At 58.3% G+C, this 18,139-nt stretch carries 18 protein-coding genes and 1 riboswitch; of the genes, 8 read left to right on the forward strand and 10 right to left on the reverse strand.

Features of this window, described 5'->3' with window-relative positions:
- Together NKI16_RS32720 and NKI16_RS32725 are read right to left on the reverse strand one after the other, a co-directional pair.
- The coding region (locus NKI16_RS32720) for a phosphomethylpyrimidine synthase ThiC (RefSeq protein ID WP_352924593.1) at positions 1 to 1,039 on the reverse strand (1,039 nt) is incomplete at its 3' end.
- Positions 1,040 to 1,143: 104 nt separating this feature from the next.
- Positions 1,144 to 1,260: riboswitch (TPP riboswitch) on the reverse strand.
- 547 nt (positions 1,261 to 1,807) lie between these two features.
- Positions 1,808 to 2,965, reverse strand: coding sequence for a porin (locus NKI16_RS32725; protein WP_352642959.1), 1,158 nt, complete (start codon positions 2,963 to 2,965; stop codon positions 1,808 to 1,810).
- A gap of 1,005 nt (positions 2,966 to 3,970) precedes the next feature.
- On the opposite strand from NKI16_RS32725, the gene hemN reads away from it, so the two are divergent.
- Positions 3,971 to 5,332, forward strand: coding sequence for an oxygen-independent coproporphyrinogen III oxidase (gene hemN, locus NKI16_RS32730; RefSeq protein ID WP_352924596.1), 1,362 nt, complete (start codon positions 3,971 to 3,973; stop codon positions 5,330 to 5,332).
- A gap of 176 nt (positions 5,333 to 5,508) precedes the next feature.
- Here hemN and NKI16_RS32735 read toward each other — a convergent pair whose 3' ends face one another.
- The 4 genes from NKI16_RS32735 to NKI16_RS32750 all read right to left on the reverse strand — a co-directional run bounded on the left by NKI16_RS32735 (position 5,509) and on the right by NKI16_RS32750 (position 9,557).
- Positions 5,509 to 5,700 (reverse strand): hypothetical protein, encoded by a 192-nt coding sequence (locus NKI16_RS32735; protein WP_023727257.1) that lies wholly within the window; start codon positions 5,698 to 5,700, stop codon positions 5,509 to 5,511.
- 498 nt (positions 5,701 to 6,198) lie between these two features.
- Positions 6,199 to 7,101, reverse strand: a complete 903-nt coding sequence (locus tag NKI16_RS32740) for an NAD(P)/FAD-dependent oxidoreductase (RefSeq protein WP_352924598.1) — start codon at positions 7,099 to 7,101, stop codon at positions 6,199 to 6,201.
- 136 nt (positions 7,102 to 7,237) lie between these two features.
- Positions 7,238 to 8,893, reverse strand: coding sequence for an MFS transporter (locus NKI16_RS32745; RefSeq protein ID WP_352642956.1), 1,656 nt, complete (start codon positions 8,891 to 8,893; stop codon positions 7,238 to 7,240).
- Positions 8,894 to 9,104: 211 nt separating this feature from the next.
- On the reverse strand, positions 9,105 to 9,557 hold the full coding sequence (locus NKI16_RS32750) for a hypothetical protein (protein ID WP_352924600.1): 453 nt from the start codon (positions 9,555 to 9,557) through the stop codon (positions 9,105 to 9,107).
- A gap of 550 nt (positions 9,558 to 10,107) precedes the next feature.
- Between NKI16_RS32750 and NKI16_RS32755 the strand changes: the two genes are divergently transcribed.
- The 4 genes from NKI16_RS32755 to NKI16_RS32770 all read left to right on the forward strand — a co-directional run bounded on the left by NKI16_RS32755 (position 10,108) and on the right by NKI16_RS32770 (position 12,854).
- A complete protein-coding gene (locus NKI16_RS32755) occupies positions 10,108 to 10,395 on the forward strand; it encodes a hypothetical protein (RefSeq protein WP_352924602.1) in 288 nt (95 codons plus the stop codon).
- Between the two features lie 242 nt (positions 10,396 to 10,637).
- On the forward strand, positions 10,638 to 11,009 hold the full coding sequence (locus tag NKI16_RS32760; RefSeq protein ID WP_352624070.1) for a hypothetical protein: 372 nt from the start codon (positions 10,638 to 10,640) through the stop codon (positions 11,007 to 11,009).
- A gap of 809 nt (positions 11,010 to 11,818) precedes the next feature.
- Positions 11,819 to 12,304, forward strand: a complete 486-nt coding sequence (locus NKI16_RS32765) for a ParB N-terminal domain-containing protein (RefSeq protein ID WP_352624068.1) — start codon at positions 11,819 to 11,821, stop codon at positions 12,302 to 12,304.
- Positions 12,261 to 12,854 carry an ImmA/IrrE family metallo-endopeptidase gene (locus tag NKI16_RS32770; protein WP_352924605.1) on the forward strand — a complete coding sequence of 198 codons (594 nt, stop codon included), beginning with the start codon at positions 12,261 to 12,263 and terminating at the stop codon, positions 12,852 to 12,854. The genes NKI16_RS32765 and NKI16_RS32770 overlap by 44 nt, the downstream gene beginning before the upstream one ends.
- 175 nt (positions 12,855 to 13,029) lie before the next feature.
- Here the strand turns inward: NKI16_RS32770 and NKI16_RS32775 are convergent, their stop codons facing one another.
- The 4 genes from NKI16_RS32775 to NKI16_RS32790 are packed head-to-tail and all read right to left on the reverse strand — an operon-like array spanning position 13,030 to position 15,379.
- Positions 13,030 to 13,986 (reverse strand): ImmA/IrrE family metallo-endopeptidase, encoded by a 957-nt coding sequence (locus tag NKI16_RS32775; protein ID WP_352924607.1) that lies wholly within the window; start codon positions 13,984 to 13,986, stop codon positions 13,030 to 13,032.
- A complete protein-coding gene (locus NKI16_RS32780; RefSeq protein WP_023830723.1) occupies positions 13,983 to 14,513 on the reverse strand; it encodes a helix-turn-helix domain-containing protein in 531 nt (176 codons plus the stop codon). The genes NKI16_RS32775 and NKI16_RS32780 overlap by 4 nt, the downstream gene beginning before the upstream one ends.
- 15 nt (positions 14,514 to 14,528) lie before the next feature.
- Entirely contained in the window at positions 14,529 to 15,176 is a 648-nt protein-coding gene (locus NKI16_RS32785; protein WP_023697175.1) for a hypothetical protein, read from the reverse strand.
- Positions 15,173 to 15,379 carry a ribbon-helix-helix protein, CopG family gene (locus NKI16_RS32790; protein WP_010913797.1) on the reverse strand — a complete coding sequence of 69 codons (207 nt, stop codon included), beginning with the start codon at positions 15,377 to 15,379 and terminating at the stop codon, positions 15,173 to 15,175. The genes NKI16_RS32785 and NKI16_RS32790 overlap by 4 nt, the downstream gene beginning before the upstream one ends.
- Positions 15,380 to 15,529: 150 nt before the next feature.
- Here NKI16_RS32790 and NKI16_RS32795 point away from each other — a divergent pair, with 150 nt between their 5' ends.
- Genes NKI16_RS32795 through NKI16_RS32805 form a run of 3 tightly spaced genes read left to right on the forward strand, consistent with a single transcriptional unit; the run spans position 15,530 to position 17,749 of the window.
- Complete coding sequence (locus NKI16_RS32795; protein ID WP_032898264.1) at positions 15,530 to 16,186, forward strand: multiubiquitin domain-containing protein; 657 nt, start codon at positions 15,530 to 15,532, stop codon at positions 16,184 to 16,186.
- Positions 16,161 to 17,348 (forward strand): ThiF family adenylyltransferase, encoded by a 1,188-nt coding sequence (locus NKI16_RS32800; RefSeq protein ID WP_023697173.1) that lies wholly within the window; start codon positions 16,161 to 16,163, stop codon positions 17,346 to 17,348. Before NKI16_RS32795 ends, NKI16_RS32800 begins: the two co-directional genes overlap by 26 nt.
- Entirely contained in the window at positions 17,348 to 17,749 is a 402-nt protein-coding gene (locus tag NKI16_RS32805; RefSeq protein WP_032898265.1) for a ubiquitination-like system serine protease family protein, read from the forward strand. The genes NKI16_RS32800 and NKI16_RS32805 overlap by 1 nt, the downstream gene beginning before the upstream one ends.
- The last annotated feature ends 390 nt before the right edge of the window (positions 17,750 to 18,139 follow it).

Genomic DNA, 18,139 nt, shown 5'->3' on the forward strand with positions numbered 1-18,139 from the left:
CGTAGAGGAAGCTTTCCCGGTGATGGTGCAGGCACCATTTTGCCATGATCGAGCCGCCGCGCGAGACGATACCCGTGACCCGGTCGACGGTCAGCGGGATGTAGTGCAGCCGCACGCCGGCATGGATGGTGAAATAGTCGACGCCCTGTTCGGCCTGTTCGATCAGTGTGTCGCGGTACACCTCCCAGGTCAGATCCTCGGCAATGCCGCCAACCTTTTCGAGCGCCTGGTAGAGCGGCACAGTGCCGATCGGCACCGGCGCATTGCGCACGATCCACTCGCGGATGTTGTGGATGTTGCGCCCGGTCGACAAATCCATCACCGTATCGGCGCCCCAGCGGATCGCCCAGACCATTTTTTCGACCTCTTCGGCCATTGACGATGTGACGGCGGAGTTGCCGATGTTGGCGTTGATCTTGACCAGGAAATTGCGACCGATGATCATCGGCTCGCTCTCAGGATGATTAATGTTGGCGGGAATGATTGCCCGTCCGCGCGCCACTTCGTCGCGGACGAATTCCGGCGTGACGAAGTCCGGGATTACGGCGCCGAAGGCTTCGCCGTCGCGCGGCGCGCTGCCGCGCAGGATCTCGCGGCCGAGGTTCTCGCGGATGGCGACGAACTCCATTTCGGGCGTGATGATGCCGGCGCGCGCATACGCAAGCTGGGTCACCGCCTTACCTGCCTTGGCCCTGAGCGGCCGGTGGCGCGCGGGAAATTCCGGCGTCAGGCGCTCGCCCGCCACGAATCCATTGTCTTCCGGCCGGACAGGGCGGCCGTCATAGGCCTCGATATCGCCGCGCGCCGCAATCCATTCGTGGCGAAGTCGGGCGAGGCCCTTGTCGATGCTGGTTTCGACAGTCGGGTCGGTATAGGGGCCGGACGGATCGTAGACGGTGACGGGCGGTTCGCCCGCCGTCGGGTGAACAGAGATTTCGCGCATCGGCACTTTGATGTGCGGGTGGATGGTGCCGGGCTTGTGAATCTTGCGGGAGGCGGGCAGCGATCCCGTCGAGACGGCGGGGGTGAGGGCATTCATCTTGAGGCTCCTTTGCTCGTTGCATTGGAGACCCAGTTCTGTGCCGGAAGGATGAAAAGACGCTTCTGTCGACCTGCCGAAACAGGACCTCGGGCATAAACTCCCGCAAAGCGCTTGCACCGTCCCTACGCCAGTATGAACTGGATCAGGTTCAACGGGTCACTGCGCCGCGAAAGCCAGCAGTATCTCAGCCCCTTGCCGGGACTCCCCTGGTGAATGCTTCAGGTTGAACGGGCGAGCGCTATCTTGTCAAGCGCATTCGGGCCGCGGCGGTGATCGTCGGGCGATCGTCTCGGCCAGGCGCAAGATCGGATGGAGCGTCGCCTGAGAATCGTCTGTTCCTCGATCAGCCTCGCTTATGCTCTGGAGCTTGTTTTCTCGCGCCCGAATTTCCGCGGGGATGGCTGAACGGAGGCGATCCATTTGCGATTTCAAGTGCGTCGGGCCGCACCCCACAATCGCTCAACAAGTTGAACACGTCCTGACCCGACTGGGCCTTCGAGTTTGGAAAACCTGGCCGGGGTACTGCTGGATGGCAGGGTCCGTCAAGCGGGCGGAAGGGATGAGGAAATGAAAGAGCTGCAGATCAAAACACATAATCGAGCGATGAATATCGCCTGCGCGATCATCCGGACCAGATCTGATATGAAACATCGTCCGGCCCCGAGATCGAGGCTCCAATCTCGTATAGCTTCATGCGACGTTCTCTTGGAGTGTTGCGGGATTGGTCCGCTCAACCGGATCTCGGAGCTCAACCCTTTCATCCCATTAGAATGAGCGTTCAAAACGCAGGATTCCGCTGACACTGCTCTTCTTGTTGGCGTTGGTCCAGGTCACGTTGGAAGCGTCCACCTTGCCGACGGCGAAGTTGCCGTAGCGGCCATAGTCGAGTTCCGCCGTAACTGTGAAATCTGGAAGAAACGCATAGGCGACGTTTGCAGCGACACCATGGTTGTTGAGCTGATCACCGGAGAGCTGAAGGTTGAACGAAGTTGTCTCGTTGAGCTCGTAAGCGGCGCCAGCCCAGAAAGCCCAGTTCCCGCCCCAAATCTTATAGAAGCCGCGACCATGAGCGTCGATCGCGTTCATGGAGTCGTCGTTGAGCTTGCCATTGGGACCGTAGCCGAACATTCCGAACAGCAACAGTTCGTTGGTGACATTGATGTCGACACGGACCTTGGCGGCCACCGATTCGTAGTTGCTTTCATAACCAGCAACGCCGGTGATCGCTCCCCAGCCATGTGTGTATTTCAAGCCGCCGACTATGTGCGGATCGTAGTTGTCGATTGTGCCGACCACGCCTGAGCCTTCTTCGAGCGAAACCACGGCCGAAAAGCCGTTCCCGGCGTCGAAGTAGTACTGGACCACATTGGTATCGAAAGCGCCGTACGGAACCGGCGTCTGGTTGAGTACGTCACCCGCGCCGCCAATAAACATGTCGAAGGCCGACCAGTCCTTACCAACTCGGAGGCCACCAAGCTGAATCCAGGCGAAAGTCAAGATGCTGTCTCCGTTGAAGGCATAGGACCGAGAACTGTCCGAAACCGACGTGTGGCGGTTACCGAAATCCACGCGGGTTTCGGTGTAGGTCTTCAACGTGCCGAGTTCGGTCTCCTGGCCGGTCCAAGCTTTCAGTGTGAAGCGCGTATTGTTTTGCCATGTACCCTGATCCTCACCAGTCCTCACATCTGAGGTTCTTGCGTGGTCAAACAATCCGACATGGCCCAAGCCGACGTCGTAACTAACATAGCCGCCGATGCGCAGGCAGGCCTCGGTGCCTGAAATGTAGACGTAGCCCGAGCCGTAAACGTCGCAGATCTTGACGTACTCAGTCGGGTCAGGCTCGGCGACGGTGGTCACCGCGCGAGCGTCGGAAACGGCGATCAGTGCCGCAGTTGAGCCGAGGAGGAGGCTCCCAATGGTCATTGTTGATCTCCGTCTAAATAGTAAAAGGAATCGAGACCGATAAATGATTTTTGCTAAGCAAACGATTGATAGCGCATCAAGCTGAATTCTGGGAGTGTTGCTGCACCTGTCGTGCTAACGCTCAGGAGAAGTTAGAATGTGATTGAGACTTGTTGTCACATATATTAAGTAGTTATGACTCCCAGGCGGTCGTACAACATTTTTGTACAATCACCCTTTTCACCTCCGCGGCGGGCCTCACAAAGGGTACTACTGCAAATGACGTGCCACCCTGACGACCCAGCTGCGGCTTGAAGCTCAACTATGCGGGCGGACCTTGGTTCGCGCTTCCGTTCTTTTGCCTTGCGGATCCACCCAAGCACGAACGGCAAACGTTTCGGCTACGGTTCGTCTGTTCGCTTCGGGACAGTTTGGCTTAATGGCGACGGCATTGTTTGCTTGAGCCCCGCCGTTGAGGCATCATGCGGCGGCCACCGCTCGGTACGACGCCGTCACTTTGGCGAGCTGATGGTCGATAACCACGCGCCGCAGCCTTGCACCACTGAGTCGGTAGGCGCCAGCCTTGGCATTGCGGCGGACCTGACGGTCGCGTCGAGCAGGTTTTCGTGCTGAAAGCGGCGCGGCACAGCTAATGCTTCTTGCCAGCAATTCACACAACGAGCTCATCGAGACGGCAGAGATCATTATGGGCGGCGCTAGCTGGCGTGCAAAGTCTGGACCCAACACCGTATTGTCTCATCGGATGCGGCATCTGCGCTCAGAAGAGTCTCCCACGCGCAGATGAAGGGAAGGGACGTCGAACAAAACGGTGCGCGTGAGGGTTTCGGCGGGAACACCATCGTCAGTCGCTGATCGAGTGCGCTCAGACCATCGCTGTCCAGCCAAGACTGAACGGCGCCCATTGCTAAAAAATTTCGAGCCCAAAGCGGAACGGACTGACATAGCGCAAAGACGCAGGCGAGCGCAGCGGTAAGGTTGGATGTTATCAGCATGGGACGGTGACCGTTGCAGACCACGAAATTTCGAGAGGCCCGGCTGCCTTGGTACACTATCTATCCGGCTGTGTCGGAGTTCTCTGGGGCGGTCGGCGCCGAGGCTTACGTGGAATGGCTCAGGAACCTGCCGGCTGATGATCCGGTGTCACTCTATCTGCACGTTCCGTTCTGCCGATCAGCCTGCTGGTATTGCGGCTTCCCAACCACCATCACCCGCCGTGATGCGCCCATCCTCAACTATCTGGCGGCGCTGCGTGACGAGATCCGTCTGGTTTCGGAGCGAGTGCCGAAGACGTTGCCCGTGAGCGACATACATTTCGGCGGCGGAACGCCGTCTCTCATCGGACCAGCCGAGTTCCTCGCTCTGATGGAGTTCCTGCGATGCCGCTTCGCCATCTCGAAAACAGCTACGGTCGCCATCGAGATCGATCCACGCACGCTCACGCCCGAGATGGCGGAAGGCTTGGGAGCGGCCGGCGTGAACCGCGCGAGCCTGGGCGTACAGAGCTTCGATCCCATTGTTCAAAAAGCGATCAACCGAATCCAGAGCGAGGCCCAGACGTCGGCTGCCGTGGAAGTGCTGCGCCGGCATAGAGTAAGCCGCATCAACTTCGACCTCATCTACGGCCTGCCGCGTCAAACGGTGGAGTCGTGCGTCGAAACAGTGAGGGCGGCGGTCGCCATGCGCCCCGACCGGCTTGCCTTGTTCGGCTACTCGCACATCCCATCCCAAGTAAAGAATCAGCGCCTCATCGAGGCGGAATTTCTTCCCGACAGCGCTGCCCGCGCTGAACAGTATGCGGCTGTCGCCGTGACGCTGATTGCCGCCGGCTACCGACAGATCGGGCTCGACCATTTCGCCTTGCCGGACGACGAGCTCGCGCTGGCACAGGAAACAGGTCGCCTGCGACGTAACTCGTTGGGCTACTCGGCCGATACCTGCAGAACCCTGATCGGTTTCGGCGCGTCGGCTATCGGCCGCATCGGCCAGGGATACGTTCAAAACGAAGTTACACGGGATTCCTACATCCAGCACATCGCAGCTGGCCGACTGGCTACATCGAAGGGCCATCGCCTCACAGACGACGACCGCGTGCGAGCCGCAATTATCGAGCGATTAATGTGCGATTTCGAGGCTGACGTGCCGGCAATCTGTGTCGCCCACGGATCTGATCCGATCCGTCTTCGCGATTCGGCTGAGCGCTTGGCCATGCTGGCCAAGGACGGGATAGTGGACTTCGAAAACGGCTTTGTCCGCGTACGGCGGGAGCATCGCTTTGGGATTCGCGCTGTCGCTGCCGCATTCGATGTTTTTAGGGATGGCGTTATGTATATCCCGCAGCAGCTTAATGCGATGCAAAGCACGACATAGTCCGGCATCAATGTCTCCGCTTGGAACCGCCGGCCTACTTGCCACGCCGGCCGGGCGCTGGTCTGGCAAGTGGGCTTTCCGTTTGCCAATGCGTTCGTTCCCGGCCCTCACGGGGCGGCGAGTCCCTGCCGTGAGCGCCTCACCCGCGAGGCTACATGGCGGCCGTGGAGATTACCTCAGCAGCGGCGCCCGATCGGAAACCTTAGCACCTCCGCGCTTTGGCGTGGCTGCTTGAACTCTTCGACGGCAACCGCCTCAATTAGCAGGTCCAAGGCTTCGCGGCCCCTTTGACTCATCGGGTCATCCCCACAAAGGTAGTCATACGCTCGATCTAAATGCACTCGGGCGGCGGAAAAATCGCTTGTCATATCATAGAACCCTCTCTCCCCGCCCGCATTGCCGTCTACGAGGGGAAGGTAGTGCATTCGTCAATATATACAGACAAATTTGAATTATCGGAGATGATCATGGAGGTCGAGTTCCCTGACCTGATGCCGCCATCGAGCCCGCCGACGACGACTCGCTGGCGCTCGGTCGGTTCATAAATGCCGAGCACCCCGTCCCGAGACCACCTCTGACCTCCCTCCTTCGATGCTAGACGCGTGGAAGACATGGCTGCGCCGCCGCTGCGAGAAGGGCGTGTCCCATCGCGCGGCGGCTGCATAGTGGGCAGCCAGCGCCGGGAGCTAATCGGCAAAGCCGTGTGTGGCGATTGTTGCATAGCGGGCGCAGGCGAAACGCCACGCCCGTCCAGCATGTCCGATGCCGCGTAGGCCGCCAGGATCCCTGAGCGGAGTGCATGCACGATCCCGCGTGATGACAGTGGATCGGCACAGAACAGGCAGTCGCCCGCGGCGACCCAGCGGTCACCGGCGGCGGGATCGATCGTTGCGGTTCCCGCCGCCTTGATCATGCTGGCGGTCTCGATTGCGTTGGGCGGCACGAGCGGCGCGATGGACTGCGTTGCGGCTAAAGCGCGGTACCAATGTCCGGCTTTGCGCAGTTCGCTGCCCAGATCCGGATCGGTGAGGCACGCGCAAGTCGGCGCTGTACCACCAGCCTTCGGGACGCGCCTCGACGACCATGCTGCAATCGCCCGGTGCGCGGTCGAAAAAGCGTGTGTAGGCGGCAAGATGTCCGTGCATGGTGAGCTTGGCGCCGAAACATCGCGCCAGCCTCCAACTGCGACCGGTCGCCCAAACCACGGCGCGGGCAACGATAGCTTCATCGGCCAGCTTGAGCAGCCAGCCTTGATCGTCGCGCACTGCCGAACCCACGGCCGAGCCAAACCGCGTGTCCACACCTGTCGCCTTGGCCGCCTGCACCATCAGCCGGTCGAATCGCGTCCGGTCGAGCTGCCAGCCGGCACCTTGAGCGGAAAACATGCCGTGCCGCTCGCTGGGAACTTCATTGGCCCACACCGAAACAAGCGCACGATTTTCAACGAAGCCCGCCTCGGCGAACGGCGTCCAGACACCAAGCTGACGCAGCAGCCCATTCGCTACTGCCGGCAGCACCTCTCCCGGCTTTGGCCGATCATGCCTTCCTGCTTCCAGCAACAGCACGCTCCGCGCGGGTGCATCGTTGCCAACGCCAGTCCGGATGTGGTCGCCGCCGAACGTGATCGTCTCAGCGAGCTGGCGGGACAAAATGCCAACCTGAAGATAGCGTTGGCCCGGATCAGCGAGGCGGACTGAGGAAGACTTTAAATTCAAAAGGTGACACGCGGCAATAGTCGCGTGCCGCTGTAGCCCCAGGCTCCGCTTCACCGTGGGGACCGATCGGTCGCACTCTCAGCCTGGGGTTCTTCTCTGCCACCCATCATCGAATTTTGGTGGATTGTCCGTCTCCCGCACCGGTTTCAGCGCGATAGACAAGAATCGCGTTTTCTGTGCCGGCCGGGCTTCAATGACGGGGATGGCGAAAAGCTGAGTGCTCGGGCTTGCGGGCCGAGCTTGTCGGTCGCTCGATGGAAAGCGTCATCTGAGGCGCTTCCTCTCCCGCGTGCAACTGGAAGACACGCTCGTCCAGTTCCTTGTCCACTTCCGTCAGACGATGATTGAGGCGAAGGTAGTCCGTCCAGGTCGGCGTGCGGAACGTTTCCGTCCAATGCATAGGCTTCTGCAAGTTCCGCTGGAGCGTCCAATTCCGAGCACCGACCCGGCTGTGTACATGACGCCGCTGCCGCATGAGGTCGAGGAAAGCCTCGAGATTTCTCTCGGCTATCAGATATTCGACCTTGACCACGATCGGGCCGCTTCTCGGCTTCAGATTGAGAGCGACAGCCGGGGCATCGAATTCCTCCAGAGGATCGGGCTCTGAGTCGCGGCGCTCGCGAAGAGGAAACAGAACGCCGGCTGCAGCGACGAACATCAGGGAGGCAGCGGAACCCTCCAGCGCCAGGGCCAGCGAATGGTTTTCGGCCACCGTGCCCCACACCCAGCTGCCGAGCGCGATGCCACCATCTATCAAAGCATAGTAGATCGAGATGGTGCGCCCCACGACCCAGCGCGGGCTTGCCAGCTGCACGCTCACACCGACCCCTGACCAGGCGGTGACCCAGCCCGCGCCGCCCAAAGCGAGTGCAATTGCCGCCACCCCGATCGAAGTTGTCAGTGCCAGGGAAAGTGAGCACGCCGCGCAGGCGACGCAGGAGAGCCTCATCAGCCGCTCCTGCGACAAGCTCCGTCTGAACAGGCTGTTGGAGAGGCCAGCGAAGACGGCTCCGGTCCCGAAGCCGGCCATGAGCGCGCCATAGGCGAGCGGGCCTCCTCCCAGCTGATCGCGGACAACCACCGGCAGCAGCGCGAGTATGGCGATGCTCGCCAAGCCAAAGAGGGTTCCGCGCGCGATCGCGGCCTTGATTTCCGATGACATCGCCGTGAAGCGCAGCCCGTCATAGATCGCCGTCCTCATCGACTCGCGTGGAAGAGGGGAAGAACGAACCTTCCACTTGCAGCGCCAAATAGTGGCCAAGGGTACGAAATAGGTGAGCGTGGTCACCGCGAATGCCGCCATAAGGCCAAACGAGGCAACTACAATGCCGCCGAGCGCCGGGCCCACAGTCCGGACGGTATTGAATCCAACAGAAAGCAGGGTGACGGCAGCGGGAACATCTCGTCGATCCACAATATCGCCAACCGACGCTTGCCAGGCCGGATCATTGAGAGCACCGCCGCTTGCGATCAAGAAGCTGAAGCCGAGGATCATCCACGGACTGACAAAGCCCAGCGCCACCGATGCGGTCAGCATCGCGGAGGCAGTCACCATAAGGCACCGACCGGCGAACATGACCCGGCGCCGGCTGAAATTGTCAGCGAGAGCCCCGGCGAAGACAGACAAGACGAAGGCGGGCAGGTTCGATGAAGCCTGAACCAACGCAACCATCAGATCGGAAGTCGAGATCGTTGCCATCAGCCAGCTGATGGCGACAGTCTGCATCAACCAGCCGAGGCTTGAAACCTGCGTGGCGAGCCAGATCGAGCGAAAGGTGGGCTGCAGAAGTGGCCCAAAGGTCGTTGGTGCAGCCAAATCTTCGTTTGATCCAGCCACCCTACTCATTTTGCGATCCTTTGCTTTCCGTTATTGTCGCTTCCCATGTAATCTAGGCTGAACCGTGGCGGCTGGAAGAATAGATGGACCCATTTGTCTCCGACGATGTGGCCACAGTTTCTCCTGACCAGTGGTCTGGCGGCCGGGACGCAGACATGGGCCGGCTCACTCGCCTTCGACGACATGTTGGTGAGCCGGAATTCACATGTCATTTGAGGCATCATGCTCGTTCGACGCGCTGCCGAGCGATTTTTCGCGAAACGTTACCCTGTTCTTTTGTTGGAAACTCACTCATCAGCGGCGTTCGATGCTGAGTGTGGCTTCCGAAAAGTGAGGACGCTTGCAGATCTTTGACAGGATCAGTTCCCTGATAGATGCACACGATTGCCAGGCCGCGATCGAAGACGCGCGCGCCCTGCTCCTTCAGTTCGGACAAAAGTCTGATGCGCTCACACATGCGATCGACGAGTTTCTGCTCGACCTGATCACATTGGCTTTCATCGTCGAATGTTACGGACGCGGCTTTGAACTTTTGGCGCGAACGCTTGCCCGCAGAAGGCTGGCGAAGGTCAGACTGTTGTCGGGAGGGGTCGGCCGGGCAGAACGGGTTCCAAAGCCTGATGGCTGAACCGGCGATCGAGCCGCGTTCCATTAACGACGTGGCGACCGCCAAAAAAAGGGCATCGGAAAACCGAGGCCCTTTAGGTGTAAAGTCAAAACCTTCAGAGGGGAACAGCTGATACCATGGAATGGGAGGAAACCATCGCGTGCATCAGCTGTAAGCTTAATGGCTAAAAGTTGTGCAATGCGCAAACACATTTTGTGCAATGCAGCTATGCAGTAACGCAAAGCCTCAAGTTGCAAGATCGATTTTGGAAATGTTTGCTGCTCGTACGGTGATGGGCGAGATCCTTAAGCGTATGTACGGCGGCATGATGGACGCTTGCAAGCAGCCAGACAAGATTATCGCGAAGCTAAAATAAGAGGTTCGATCCAATCGGCGATGCTCAATACCCGCGCCATTCTGGTTCAGCCGGGCGTTACATCGCCTCGCCAAGTTGAGGATGTATTGGTCGCGAGCAGCCGCGCGCCAATTTGGAACCCACCACCATATGCAACGATTGGGCACTGTCCGAAGAAGGCCGAGAACGGTTGAAAGTGCGCTAGATGGAGATATTCTGAATTGGAACGGGGGCCTGGTTCATCGCCAAAGCGAGACATGGATGAAAAGCAAATCGCGCCCAACGCCTGATCCAACCATTGCAACGGAAGTCCCCTGGTCGGAAAGCCTAACCGCATATGATGACAAGCATTTCGAGCTCTATTTGAAGCTCATGGACGCTTGCGCCGACAGTGCCAGCGAAGAGGAGATGGCGCTGGATGTACTGGGTATCGATCCGGTCAATGAGCCAATCCGCGCCCGTAAGGCCCTTCGCAGTCACCTCAAACGGGTGCTCTGGTTTATGCATGAGGGCCATAAGGAACTGCTTCCAAGCCGGCCGCCTCAATAACTGCGGCGCCGAACAAGGTTGCCCGAGAGATCAGGTGGCGCCCTCGGGGGATGCGAGGACACTTGAAAGCCGCAATCGGGTTATCATCTCCATACTGCGTGTGTTCGGCTCCGCACGGCAAGTGCCCTTGAGTCGAGGAGGAATGCACATGAGAAGAAAGTTCATCTGGAAGCCTGCTGACCGATCCCTTGGGGCCCATAGTCGGGTCCCAAGTTGTTCCCGACGAGCGTTGCGAGGGGCGGATGCAGGACCAGCCGGAAATCGAGCCCGGGCGTGAAACGAAGTCAACAGGTGCGACGTTCGGCCTGCTGGGTGTGGCTGTGTTGGCCGTAGGCGCCTTCATCTGGACCGGCTTCGGCGAAGGCATCCAGCAGGGCAGGTCCAACGTCGTTCGGACTGTCATCGACAAGAGCATGCAGCGCCTTGGGCTCGGGCAGGCCCCCAACGCTCTTATAGAGGGCGAGTGGTATCTCTCGGTGTACTACGGTCCCGACTTTACGGATGTCACCCCCGTCGGCCTGGGGCACCCCCTTCAAGGTGACATTCACGTCGGCCCCGGATTTGTCTGGCACCTACGAGAACGTTGCAGGGAGCGGCTCGGTAAGCGGCTTTGAACGACCCGGTCAACTCGCAATGACCTACTCCGGAGCAGATGGGATGTCCCATGGAGTTGCCATTCTCCAAGACATTCAGACCCACCTTTCTTCCAACAACGTCGAGCATGATTACGTGGGAGCCGTTTTGGTCCACGCTTGCTATAAGGCGGACACCCAGCAGTGCGATGCCGCCAAATCACGCAATATAAATTCTGCAGGGCGATTTTGTCGAAAAACAGGGAACCCGACAAGGATCCTTCCCTCAAGGGTTACTCGACGAACCATGTTCGGCTTTTCAGAACGATCTGAAGCTGAAGCTTAGCCCGACGGCACAGCTTTAGGCACGAAGGCGCTCACCAGGGTCGCAGCTCAAAGAGAACGGCGCCCTTCGCCGGGGGCCGTCCGTTCCGCATCCCGCCTGACGGCGGCGCGTTGCTGATGCTCCTACGGCCGCCCTGTTGAGCCGGTCTCAGGGCCACGGTCTTTCTCCTGCACCGATCTGACTTGGTCCCGCTGGCGGGCATTTAGGTGCTTCCGTTTTGTACGCTCTTCTTTCTTGGGCCGCTTCGCGGCACGGCTGCGCCGACATGGATGTGCCTAGCGGCACCTCTCCTATGTAGCGGGAAGAGAGGCGCGCGGCCCTCTCTCCCCAGCAAGCCGCCGCGGGCGGGTTCCCCCATCTTCCTCCGCTTCGCTAGGTGCAGACCGGGAAGACCACTCCGCCCCCGGGACTTGCCCCCCCTCGCTCCCCGCTACTCGCCGCGAGGCAGGGGTTCAGGGGACCTGAACCCATCAGGTCAATCCCTGAAATCAACACGAGCAAGTCCATGAATACCGCTGTTATCACTATCCCGCCCGCAGGTAGGGCCGAACTGGCCGCCAGCATCGAGGCCCATGGCCTCATCCATAACCTTTTGACCCGCAAGGCCCCGAAGGGAGCCAAGTTCGAAGTCGTCGCCGGAGGGCGGCGACTGGGGGCGTTGCGGTTGCTGCTGGACGAGGGCCGCACCGTACAGGGCGTGGCTGTGACCAAGGATTATCCGGTCAACCGCTGGCTTGAAGACATTACGGCAGTTGCCGGCCATTATGCGTTTCTCCCTGAAGTCGACCTGCCAGATTTACTCAACGGCTTAGGCTACCGAAGCCTGGGGATGAGGATCTGGAGGGCATTGCCCAAACAGCGCGAGAGCACTGGGGAATCGGATTGCGACCGACCCCAACGTAGTTGCTCTGCTGGAGCAGATCGGCGTCGTCGTGGCGAGCGAACCAATGGAAACCACACAGTTGGATGGGCTAAGCAGGTGGGGATCTGATCGTCGCCCACACGTACTTCTAGCCGCCGACAAGCAGTCATTCGCGCGAAGACAATTTGATGCCGCGCACGAGTTGGCCCACCTCTTGCTGCACCGTGCAGTGTCCGAGGATGAGCTTGTCGAGAACTTCAAGCTGATCCAAGACCAAGCTCATCGGTTCGCTTCAGCGTTGCTTCTGCCGGCGAGTCAGTTCTCGGCTGAGGTCACTAGTGCCTCGCTTTGGGAGCTGGAGCGTCTGAAGGTTCGCTGGCGCGTGTCCATCAAGGCTCAGATCATGCGTCTCCAACGCCTCTGCATTGTCGATGCCGAGGGAGCGACCCGCCTTTATCGTAGCTACAGCGCCAAGGGCTACTCAGGATCCGAGCCCTACGATGACGTTTGGCCGCTGCAGCAACCTACGTTACTGGCTGATGTATTTCGGACCGTGGTGGATGACGGGGGCTGTCCAAGGAAGAGCTTCGGCACGATCTGCCGTTGTTCGCTCATGATGTTGAGAGCTTGGCTGCACTTCCTCCGGGCTGGCTCTCGCAAGAGCCTGCTCGCGTCGTGAAGCTGAAGCTCGTGGCGCCGACCCGCGGTGAGGGGCCGTCCGGCCAGCTCGGCGAGGTCATACCAATGTCGCGCCGACAATAAGCGACGTCCGCCAAGAAATATGCCGCAAGCGAAACAGCGGTGGTGTGCTTACATATGGGCAAGCTGCCGTTGAGATAACCGTCTGCCTGTGCCTAGGCTGCCCTATAGCCGACAGGGAAAATGCGCTGGTGTTTCTTCTTGTAGATGCAGTAAGTGAGCAGATCGTAGGTGTTTGAGAAGCTGTGCAACCAGAATATATGGGGTTCGCCGTTCGCATCATAAAAGATGCTTTCGCCTTCGCCTACTGGACCCCGTTTGCGGTTCGTTGCGTGATCGCAGATCGCGGAATAGGCAACTGTGGTGGTGATTCCGGGAAAGTGCTCAGCTAAAGCTATCGATCTTGGAAAATGTGCCACATTGTCATTCCCCGCCTTCTCGCAAATATCTCTGTGATACGGATGCCGACTGACAACGCCGAAGGCAGGAAACTCCGGGTCGCGTTCACAAACCATTTGCCAAAGTGTTGTTGTAAGTGTGTTCCCATAGCGCTTGCGAAGCTGCTCGATACTCTTCCATTCCAATGAGCAGTCCAGCGCTTCCGGTCGAAACCTTCCTCCGAGAAACAAGAGATGGCGTCCGCCATAGTTAGCTTCTGCTTCCCTTGCCTGATGGAATGTTGGGTTCAGCGTGGACTCGTTGTCGCCCAGAAGCAGGGAGCGATGCCAGGGTAGAAGGTCATGTGTAATTTCATGTGCGATGAGGAAGCGTCGCTTTAGCTCGGCTACCTCGTCATCGATGAAGATTCTTTTGTCGCCTTCCTTCAACATTAGGATACCACGAAGGCCATATTGCTGGACTACATCGACCATGCGCTTAGCCGTGCTGGTGATCTCGTTCCCAGCCATTCGCGCCCTGTGGGCGATCTCATCTAATAGGCTCAAGTTCGCCTTGCTATAATAGGTAAGGTCAAGCTTTTGCAGCGCGCGCACCTGCTCGAGCCTTAATGGGGGCTCTGGATTGCCGAGATCACGTAGCAAACGTGATATGTGCTCATGGATATCTCGGCGCTCAAAGTTCCCGATTATCGGCTCAATCGCAGACATGGTCATCCATTCTTCTTATCGATTGACGCCAGTACCTTAACGAAATCGTTGAGGTCGCGCCTTTCAGCCTGGCTTAGTTTCGATAGGTCGTCTGAACTCGCAGCAAAACGATGCACCGCTTCGGTGAGATTGTCATTCTGCGCGGACGCCGCCGCAGTCAGCAGTCCTACAGCACGTGCTGAAACCCCAATAAACTCGGCTAGCTGATGAACGGTACGCGGGCCTGGAACATAGTTGGGATCCTTCTCCACCTGCTCCAATTCCGCCGCATCAACACGAATTTTGGCAGCCAACTGCGCAATGCTTAAACCGTCCTTGCGTCGAAGCTGATGCACCAACTTAAACAACACAGCAGATTTCTGTTCGGGGGCAGCCGAATTAGGCTGCCCCGCAGTTGCTTGATGACGAGACTTCTCCTGCATAAGACGCTCAAGCGGAGCTGCGTCGCGGAGCGGGAGCCCCACGTCGCAATCGACATCCGGATCATGTTCGATATGGCTGCGCAGCCAATCGGCAGTGAAATGTAATTTCATGGTCGACTCCTCTTGTTAGTGTTGCACGGATAGGAAAGTCGCAGCATCCCTGCTGGAAAGCTCGAAGTATCTAAGTCCTTTATGTACTCCTTCGCTATCCGTTCCGAAATCCGTCATTCCGATCGCATCCCGGTAGAAAACTTCTGCGCCACGAAGTGAATGCAGACCAATTCGGCCACCAAATTCCTCTTCTAGGCTCAAGCTGACGGCCGTACCGATGAGCACACGGCCCGCGCCCTTGTAAGTCGGGTCAGCAACCAACTTTGGTCGGTTCCATGGAGCCGTCGCCAAAAACTCCACGTAGATCAGCGGCGCTCGCTGATGCTCGGGGTGGCGACTGAAGCAATCCTGACCGCCTTTGCGCGTCATCATGATGGCTTGGGTACTGCCACCACATTCAAGCACGAAGAAATCGAACAGGAAGGGGTCGTTCAGCGCAACCAGCGCCTTCTTGCCCCATTCCCAATGGGCGTCTTCAGCATTGACCTCTGCTAACGTCTGAAGGGAAGCCTTAGCCTCCCTCCGACGCAACTCAAAAAGAGGTCGCCAGCGTCCTTCGATATGCGCGAGATTCGTGCTGTCCAAGCCATGATACAGGTGTGCATCTTCGTACAGGCCTGTGGCACGATTTTTGAGAAAGACTCGATCGATCAGCCCTTTCATAGAACCATAAGCTCTACTTTTTCTGATTTATCCGCGCTTTCGACGAACACCTTTTCGCCCCGCGCCAGTCGATCATCGACTGATTTGTAGAGCCGCAGCGCTTGGCGAACGAGTGCGGTTTTAGACAACCCTTTTTCTTCACACATGGTTTCAAGGACGCTCATTTCTGCGTCCGACAAATTAAGCGTCATCGTACGCTTCACAGGCGCTTCTCCCTAACCAGCACTCTCCATGTAGCTATAAAGTCCATACCTGTCAATCAAAAAACAATCATTAATTAGCCAATTAATAGCTAGACATTGGCTAAAAACTCCATATATGATTTGTGCAGAATGAGAAACAAGGAGGCTTCAATGCCTGACGTAACGAACTTTACATATAAGCTGGATGGTCGCGTGATCGCCACCAATGACGCCATAATCTCAGGTCGCGAGGTCCGCACCATCGGCGGGCTCAATCCAGCTAGCGGTTATATTCTCATCCAGATTGCGGACGGGTCGACGCGTTCGATCGGGCTTGAGGAGCCGACCGACCTGCGACAGATGCCGCAGCCTGAGTTCCTTTCATTCGAAGGTGATCGGACCTTCTCCCTCACCGTCAACGAGCGCGGCTGGGAATGGGGGGCGGCCAAACTCTCCGCAGCTGACATCTACCGTTACGCCAGCATCGATGAGGAACTCGAGCTAATCCTGGACAGCGCCGGCGACGCGGTCATTCCCGCTGATGGCGAGGTGACTCTGGGCGGACAGGGAGTCGAGCGCATCCGCAGCCGCGAAGCGAAGACGGTGGTCATCAAAGTCAACGGGCGACCGCGTACGGTGCCCAAGAAAAAGCTCAGCTATCGTGAGGTTGCACTTCTCGCCTACCCTGACGCCGACTTCGAGAAATTCAAGTACACGATAACTTACCTGAAAGGTGTACACGGCGCGGAAGGTGATCTGGTGGAGGGCGAAAAGATCGAAGTCAAGAATGGGATGGTCTTCAATGTCCGCCGATCTGATAAGTCGTGATCCACATCTGAAGCAACTGCTGGACGAGGGGTTTGAGCTTGAGATGCGCGACCTCGTCCTCCTCGTTCACAGCGTGCCCTATGTGAAGCGGGACATGTCGCTTGGTCGAGGCACACTTGTCTGCACTCTGTCGCTGGATACGGAAGGCCTGACCTCGACTCCACTGACGGACCACACCATGTGGTTCGCCGGCGAGACGCCTTGCCATCGCGATGGCACGCCAATGACAAATATCATCCATAATAGTCAGGAAGCGACTGTGGGGTCGGACATCAAGGTCCACCATTATTTCTCGTCGAAGCCAGAAGGCACCGGCCAGTATGCCAACATTTACGACAAGGTTGTCACCTATGAGTCTCACCTCGGTGCTGCTGCGCGGTCTCACGACAAGACCGCCAACGCGCGTACAGGCGTCACGTTGGCCAGTGCGGAGGACGATAGTCCCTTCGCGATTCCCGATTCTGCGTCAGTCCGCTATGGAATCCTCGCCGCCAACCGCAAACTCAGGGGCAGCATCGCGATCATCGGCCTCGGCGGAACCGGTGCCTATCTGCTCGACCTCGCCGCCAAGACCCGTGTTGCCGAGATCCACATCTACGATGACGACCAGCTTCTCAACCACAATCTTTTCCGTTCGCCTGGTGCTCCCGAACTGGTGCTAGCGAAGAATTTCCCCCGCAAGGTAGATTATTACGCTGCGCTCTACGCGCGCATGCACAAGGGCGTGAAGCCGCACACCACTCGAGTGACGGCTGACAACATTGACGAATTTTCAGCCTATGACTTCGTATTTGTCTGCGTTGATAAGGGATCGTCGCGGCGCGTGATTGCCGAAGGGCTGGTTCGCCTGGGCATTGCATTCGTCGACACTGGCATAGGTATAGGGCTGGACGACAACACGCTCGACGGTTGCGCAAGGGCAACGTTTATTGCCCCTGGCATGCCGTGGGCGGAAGTGGCTACCCATCTGTCGTTCGGTGACGACGACGAAGAGGCCGATGTGTACGGAACCGAAATCCAGATCGCCGAACTCAATTCTTTGAACGCGATTATGGCGGTCATGCGCTGGAAACGCTGGCTGACCTTCTATCGTGATGAGCGCAACGAAAGGAACGCGACATACATGATCGAGGGCAACAATATCACAAACCGGGTGACATGATGGCTCGGGTGGATTGTCTTACAACGGTCTTCGTCGAAGACATTCCGGAACAACTGGAAGACGGTGTCCTTTACGTGTCGCGCGAATGCCACGTCGCGCTGCATAATTGCGCGTGTGGGTGCGGCGAGGAGGTTTCAACACCGCTCGTTCCGACTGAATATGACCTCATTATGGAAGACGAGGGAGCCTCGATATGGCCGTCGATCGGCAATCACGACTTCCCTTGTGGCTCGCACTACATCATTAAAAGCGGCCGCATCCAATGGGCCGGCAAGATGTCTCGCGCGCAGATCGAAGCGGGCCGCGTCCATGACCGTCTGCTCAAGCGCGGCGCCCAGCCGAAGGGGCTCAGGGCCATCGTCGCATGGTTCAAGCGCCTGTGGATCAAGTTCATTGGCTAATCAACGTTTGCCATGGGGTCGGCCGCAATTTGCGGTCGGGCTGGCGCCGACACGGCTGTCCTCCGATTGGCTCCAAGTAGGTCTAGGAAGCCGGTAGTCGTTGATGTTGCAAATCTGAATGAAGGGCAGGTTTCAGGGAAACGGTTACCTGGCGGCGTTGTCCAAATGAGGCGCGAAGCCCGATCTTTCATCCAGGAGCACCCGGACAACGCCGAAACTCGCTCGTCAGGGCCGGAGATCGCTTCGTTTTCTGTGAAGTCGGTCGATTAGGGATTCATTTTGGTCGGTACCCATCCAATTCTGAATGAGTTGTGTGCGTCAAGTTCTGCAAAATGGCGTGGCATTGCGGTGACGTCGGCGTGTCCGCCGCGCAGCCCCCGTGTTTAGCGG

The sequence above is a fragment of the Mesorhizobium sp. M0698 genome, from assembly GCF_040320455.1.
GTDB lineage: Bacteria > Pseudomonadota > Alphaproteobacteria > Rhizobiales > Rhizobiaceae > Mesorhizobium.

Excerpts from the sequence above, each read along its gene's own strand:
- NKI16_RS32725 (WP_352642959.1), bottom strand. The coding sequence starts at position 2,965 with ATGACCATTGGGAGCCTCCTCCTCGGCTCAACTGCGGCACTGATCGCC.
- NKI16_RS32735 (WP_023727257.1), bottom strand. The coding sequence starts at position 5,700 with ATGACAAGCGATTTTTCCGCCGCCCGAGTGCATTTAGATCGAGCGTAT.
- NKI16_RS32745 (WP_352642956.1), bottom strand. The coding sequence starts at position 8,893 with ATGAGTAGGGTGGCTGGATCAAACGAAGATTTGGCTGCACCAACGACC.
- NKI16_RS32755 (WP_352924602.1), top strand. The coding sequence starts at position 10,108 with ATGAAAAGCAAATCGCGCCCAACGCCTGATCCAACCATTGCAACGGAA.
- NKI16_RS32760 (WP_352624070.1), top strand. The coding sequence starts at position 10,638 with ATGCAGGACCAGCCGGAAATCGAGCCCGGGCGTGAAACGAAGTCAACA.
- NKI16_RS32765 (WP_352624068.1), top strand. The coding sequence starts at position 11,819 with ATGAATACCGCTGTTATCACTATCCCGCCCGCAGGTAGGGCCGAACTG.
- NKI16_RS32770 (WP_352924605.1), top strand. The coding sequence starts at position 12,261 with ATGGAAACCACACAGTTGGATGGGCTAAGCAGGTGGGGATCTGATCGT.
- NKI16_RS32775 (WP_352924607.1), bottom strand. The coding sequence starts at position 13,986 with ATGACCATGTCTGCGATTGAGCCGATAATCGGGAACTTTGAGCGCCGA.
- NKI16_RS32780 (WP_023830723.1), bottom strand. The coding sequence starts at position 14,513 with ATGAAATTACATTTCACTGCCGATTGGCTGCGCAGCCATATCGAACAT.
- NKI16_RS32785 (WP_023697175.1), bottom strand. The coding sequence starts at position 15,176 with ATGAAAGGGCTGATCGATCGAGTCTTTCTCAAAAATCGTGCCACAGGC.
- NKI16_RS32795 (WP_032898264.1), top strand. The coding sequence starts at position 15,530 with ATGCCTGACGTAACGAACTTTACATATAAGCTGGATGGTCGCGTGATC.
- NKI16_RS32800 (WP_023697173.1), top strand. The coding sequence starts at position 16,161 with ATGTCCGCCGATCTGATAAGTCGTGATCCACATCTGAAGCAACTGCTG.
- NKI16_RS32805 (WP_032898265.1), top strand. The coding sequence starts at position 17,348 with ATGGCTCGGGTGGATTGTCTTACAACGGTCTTCGTCGAAGACATTCCG.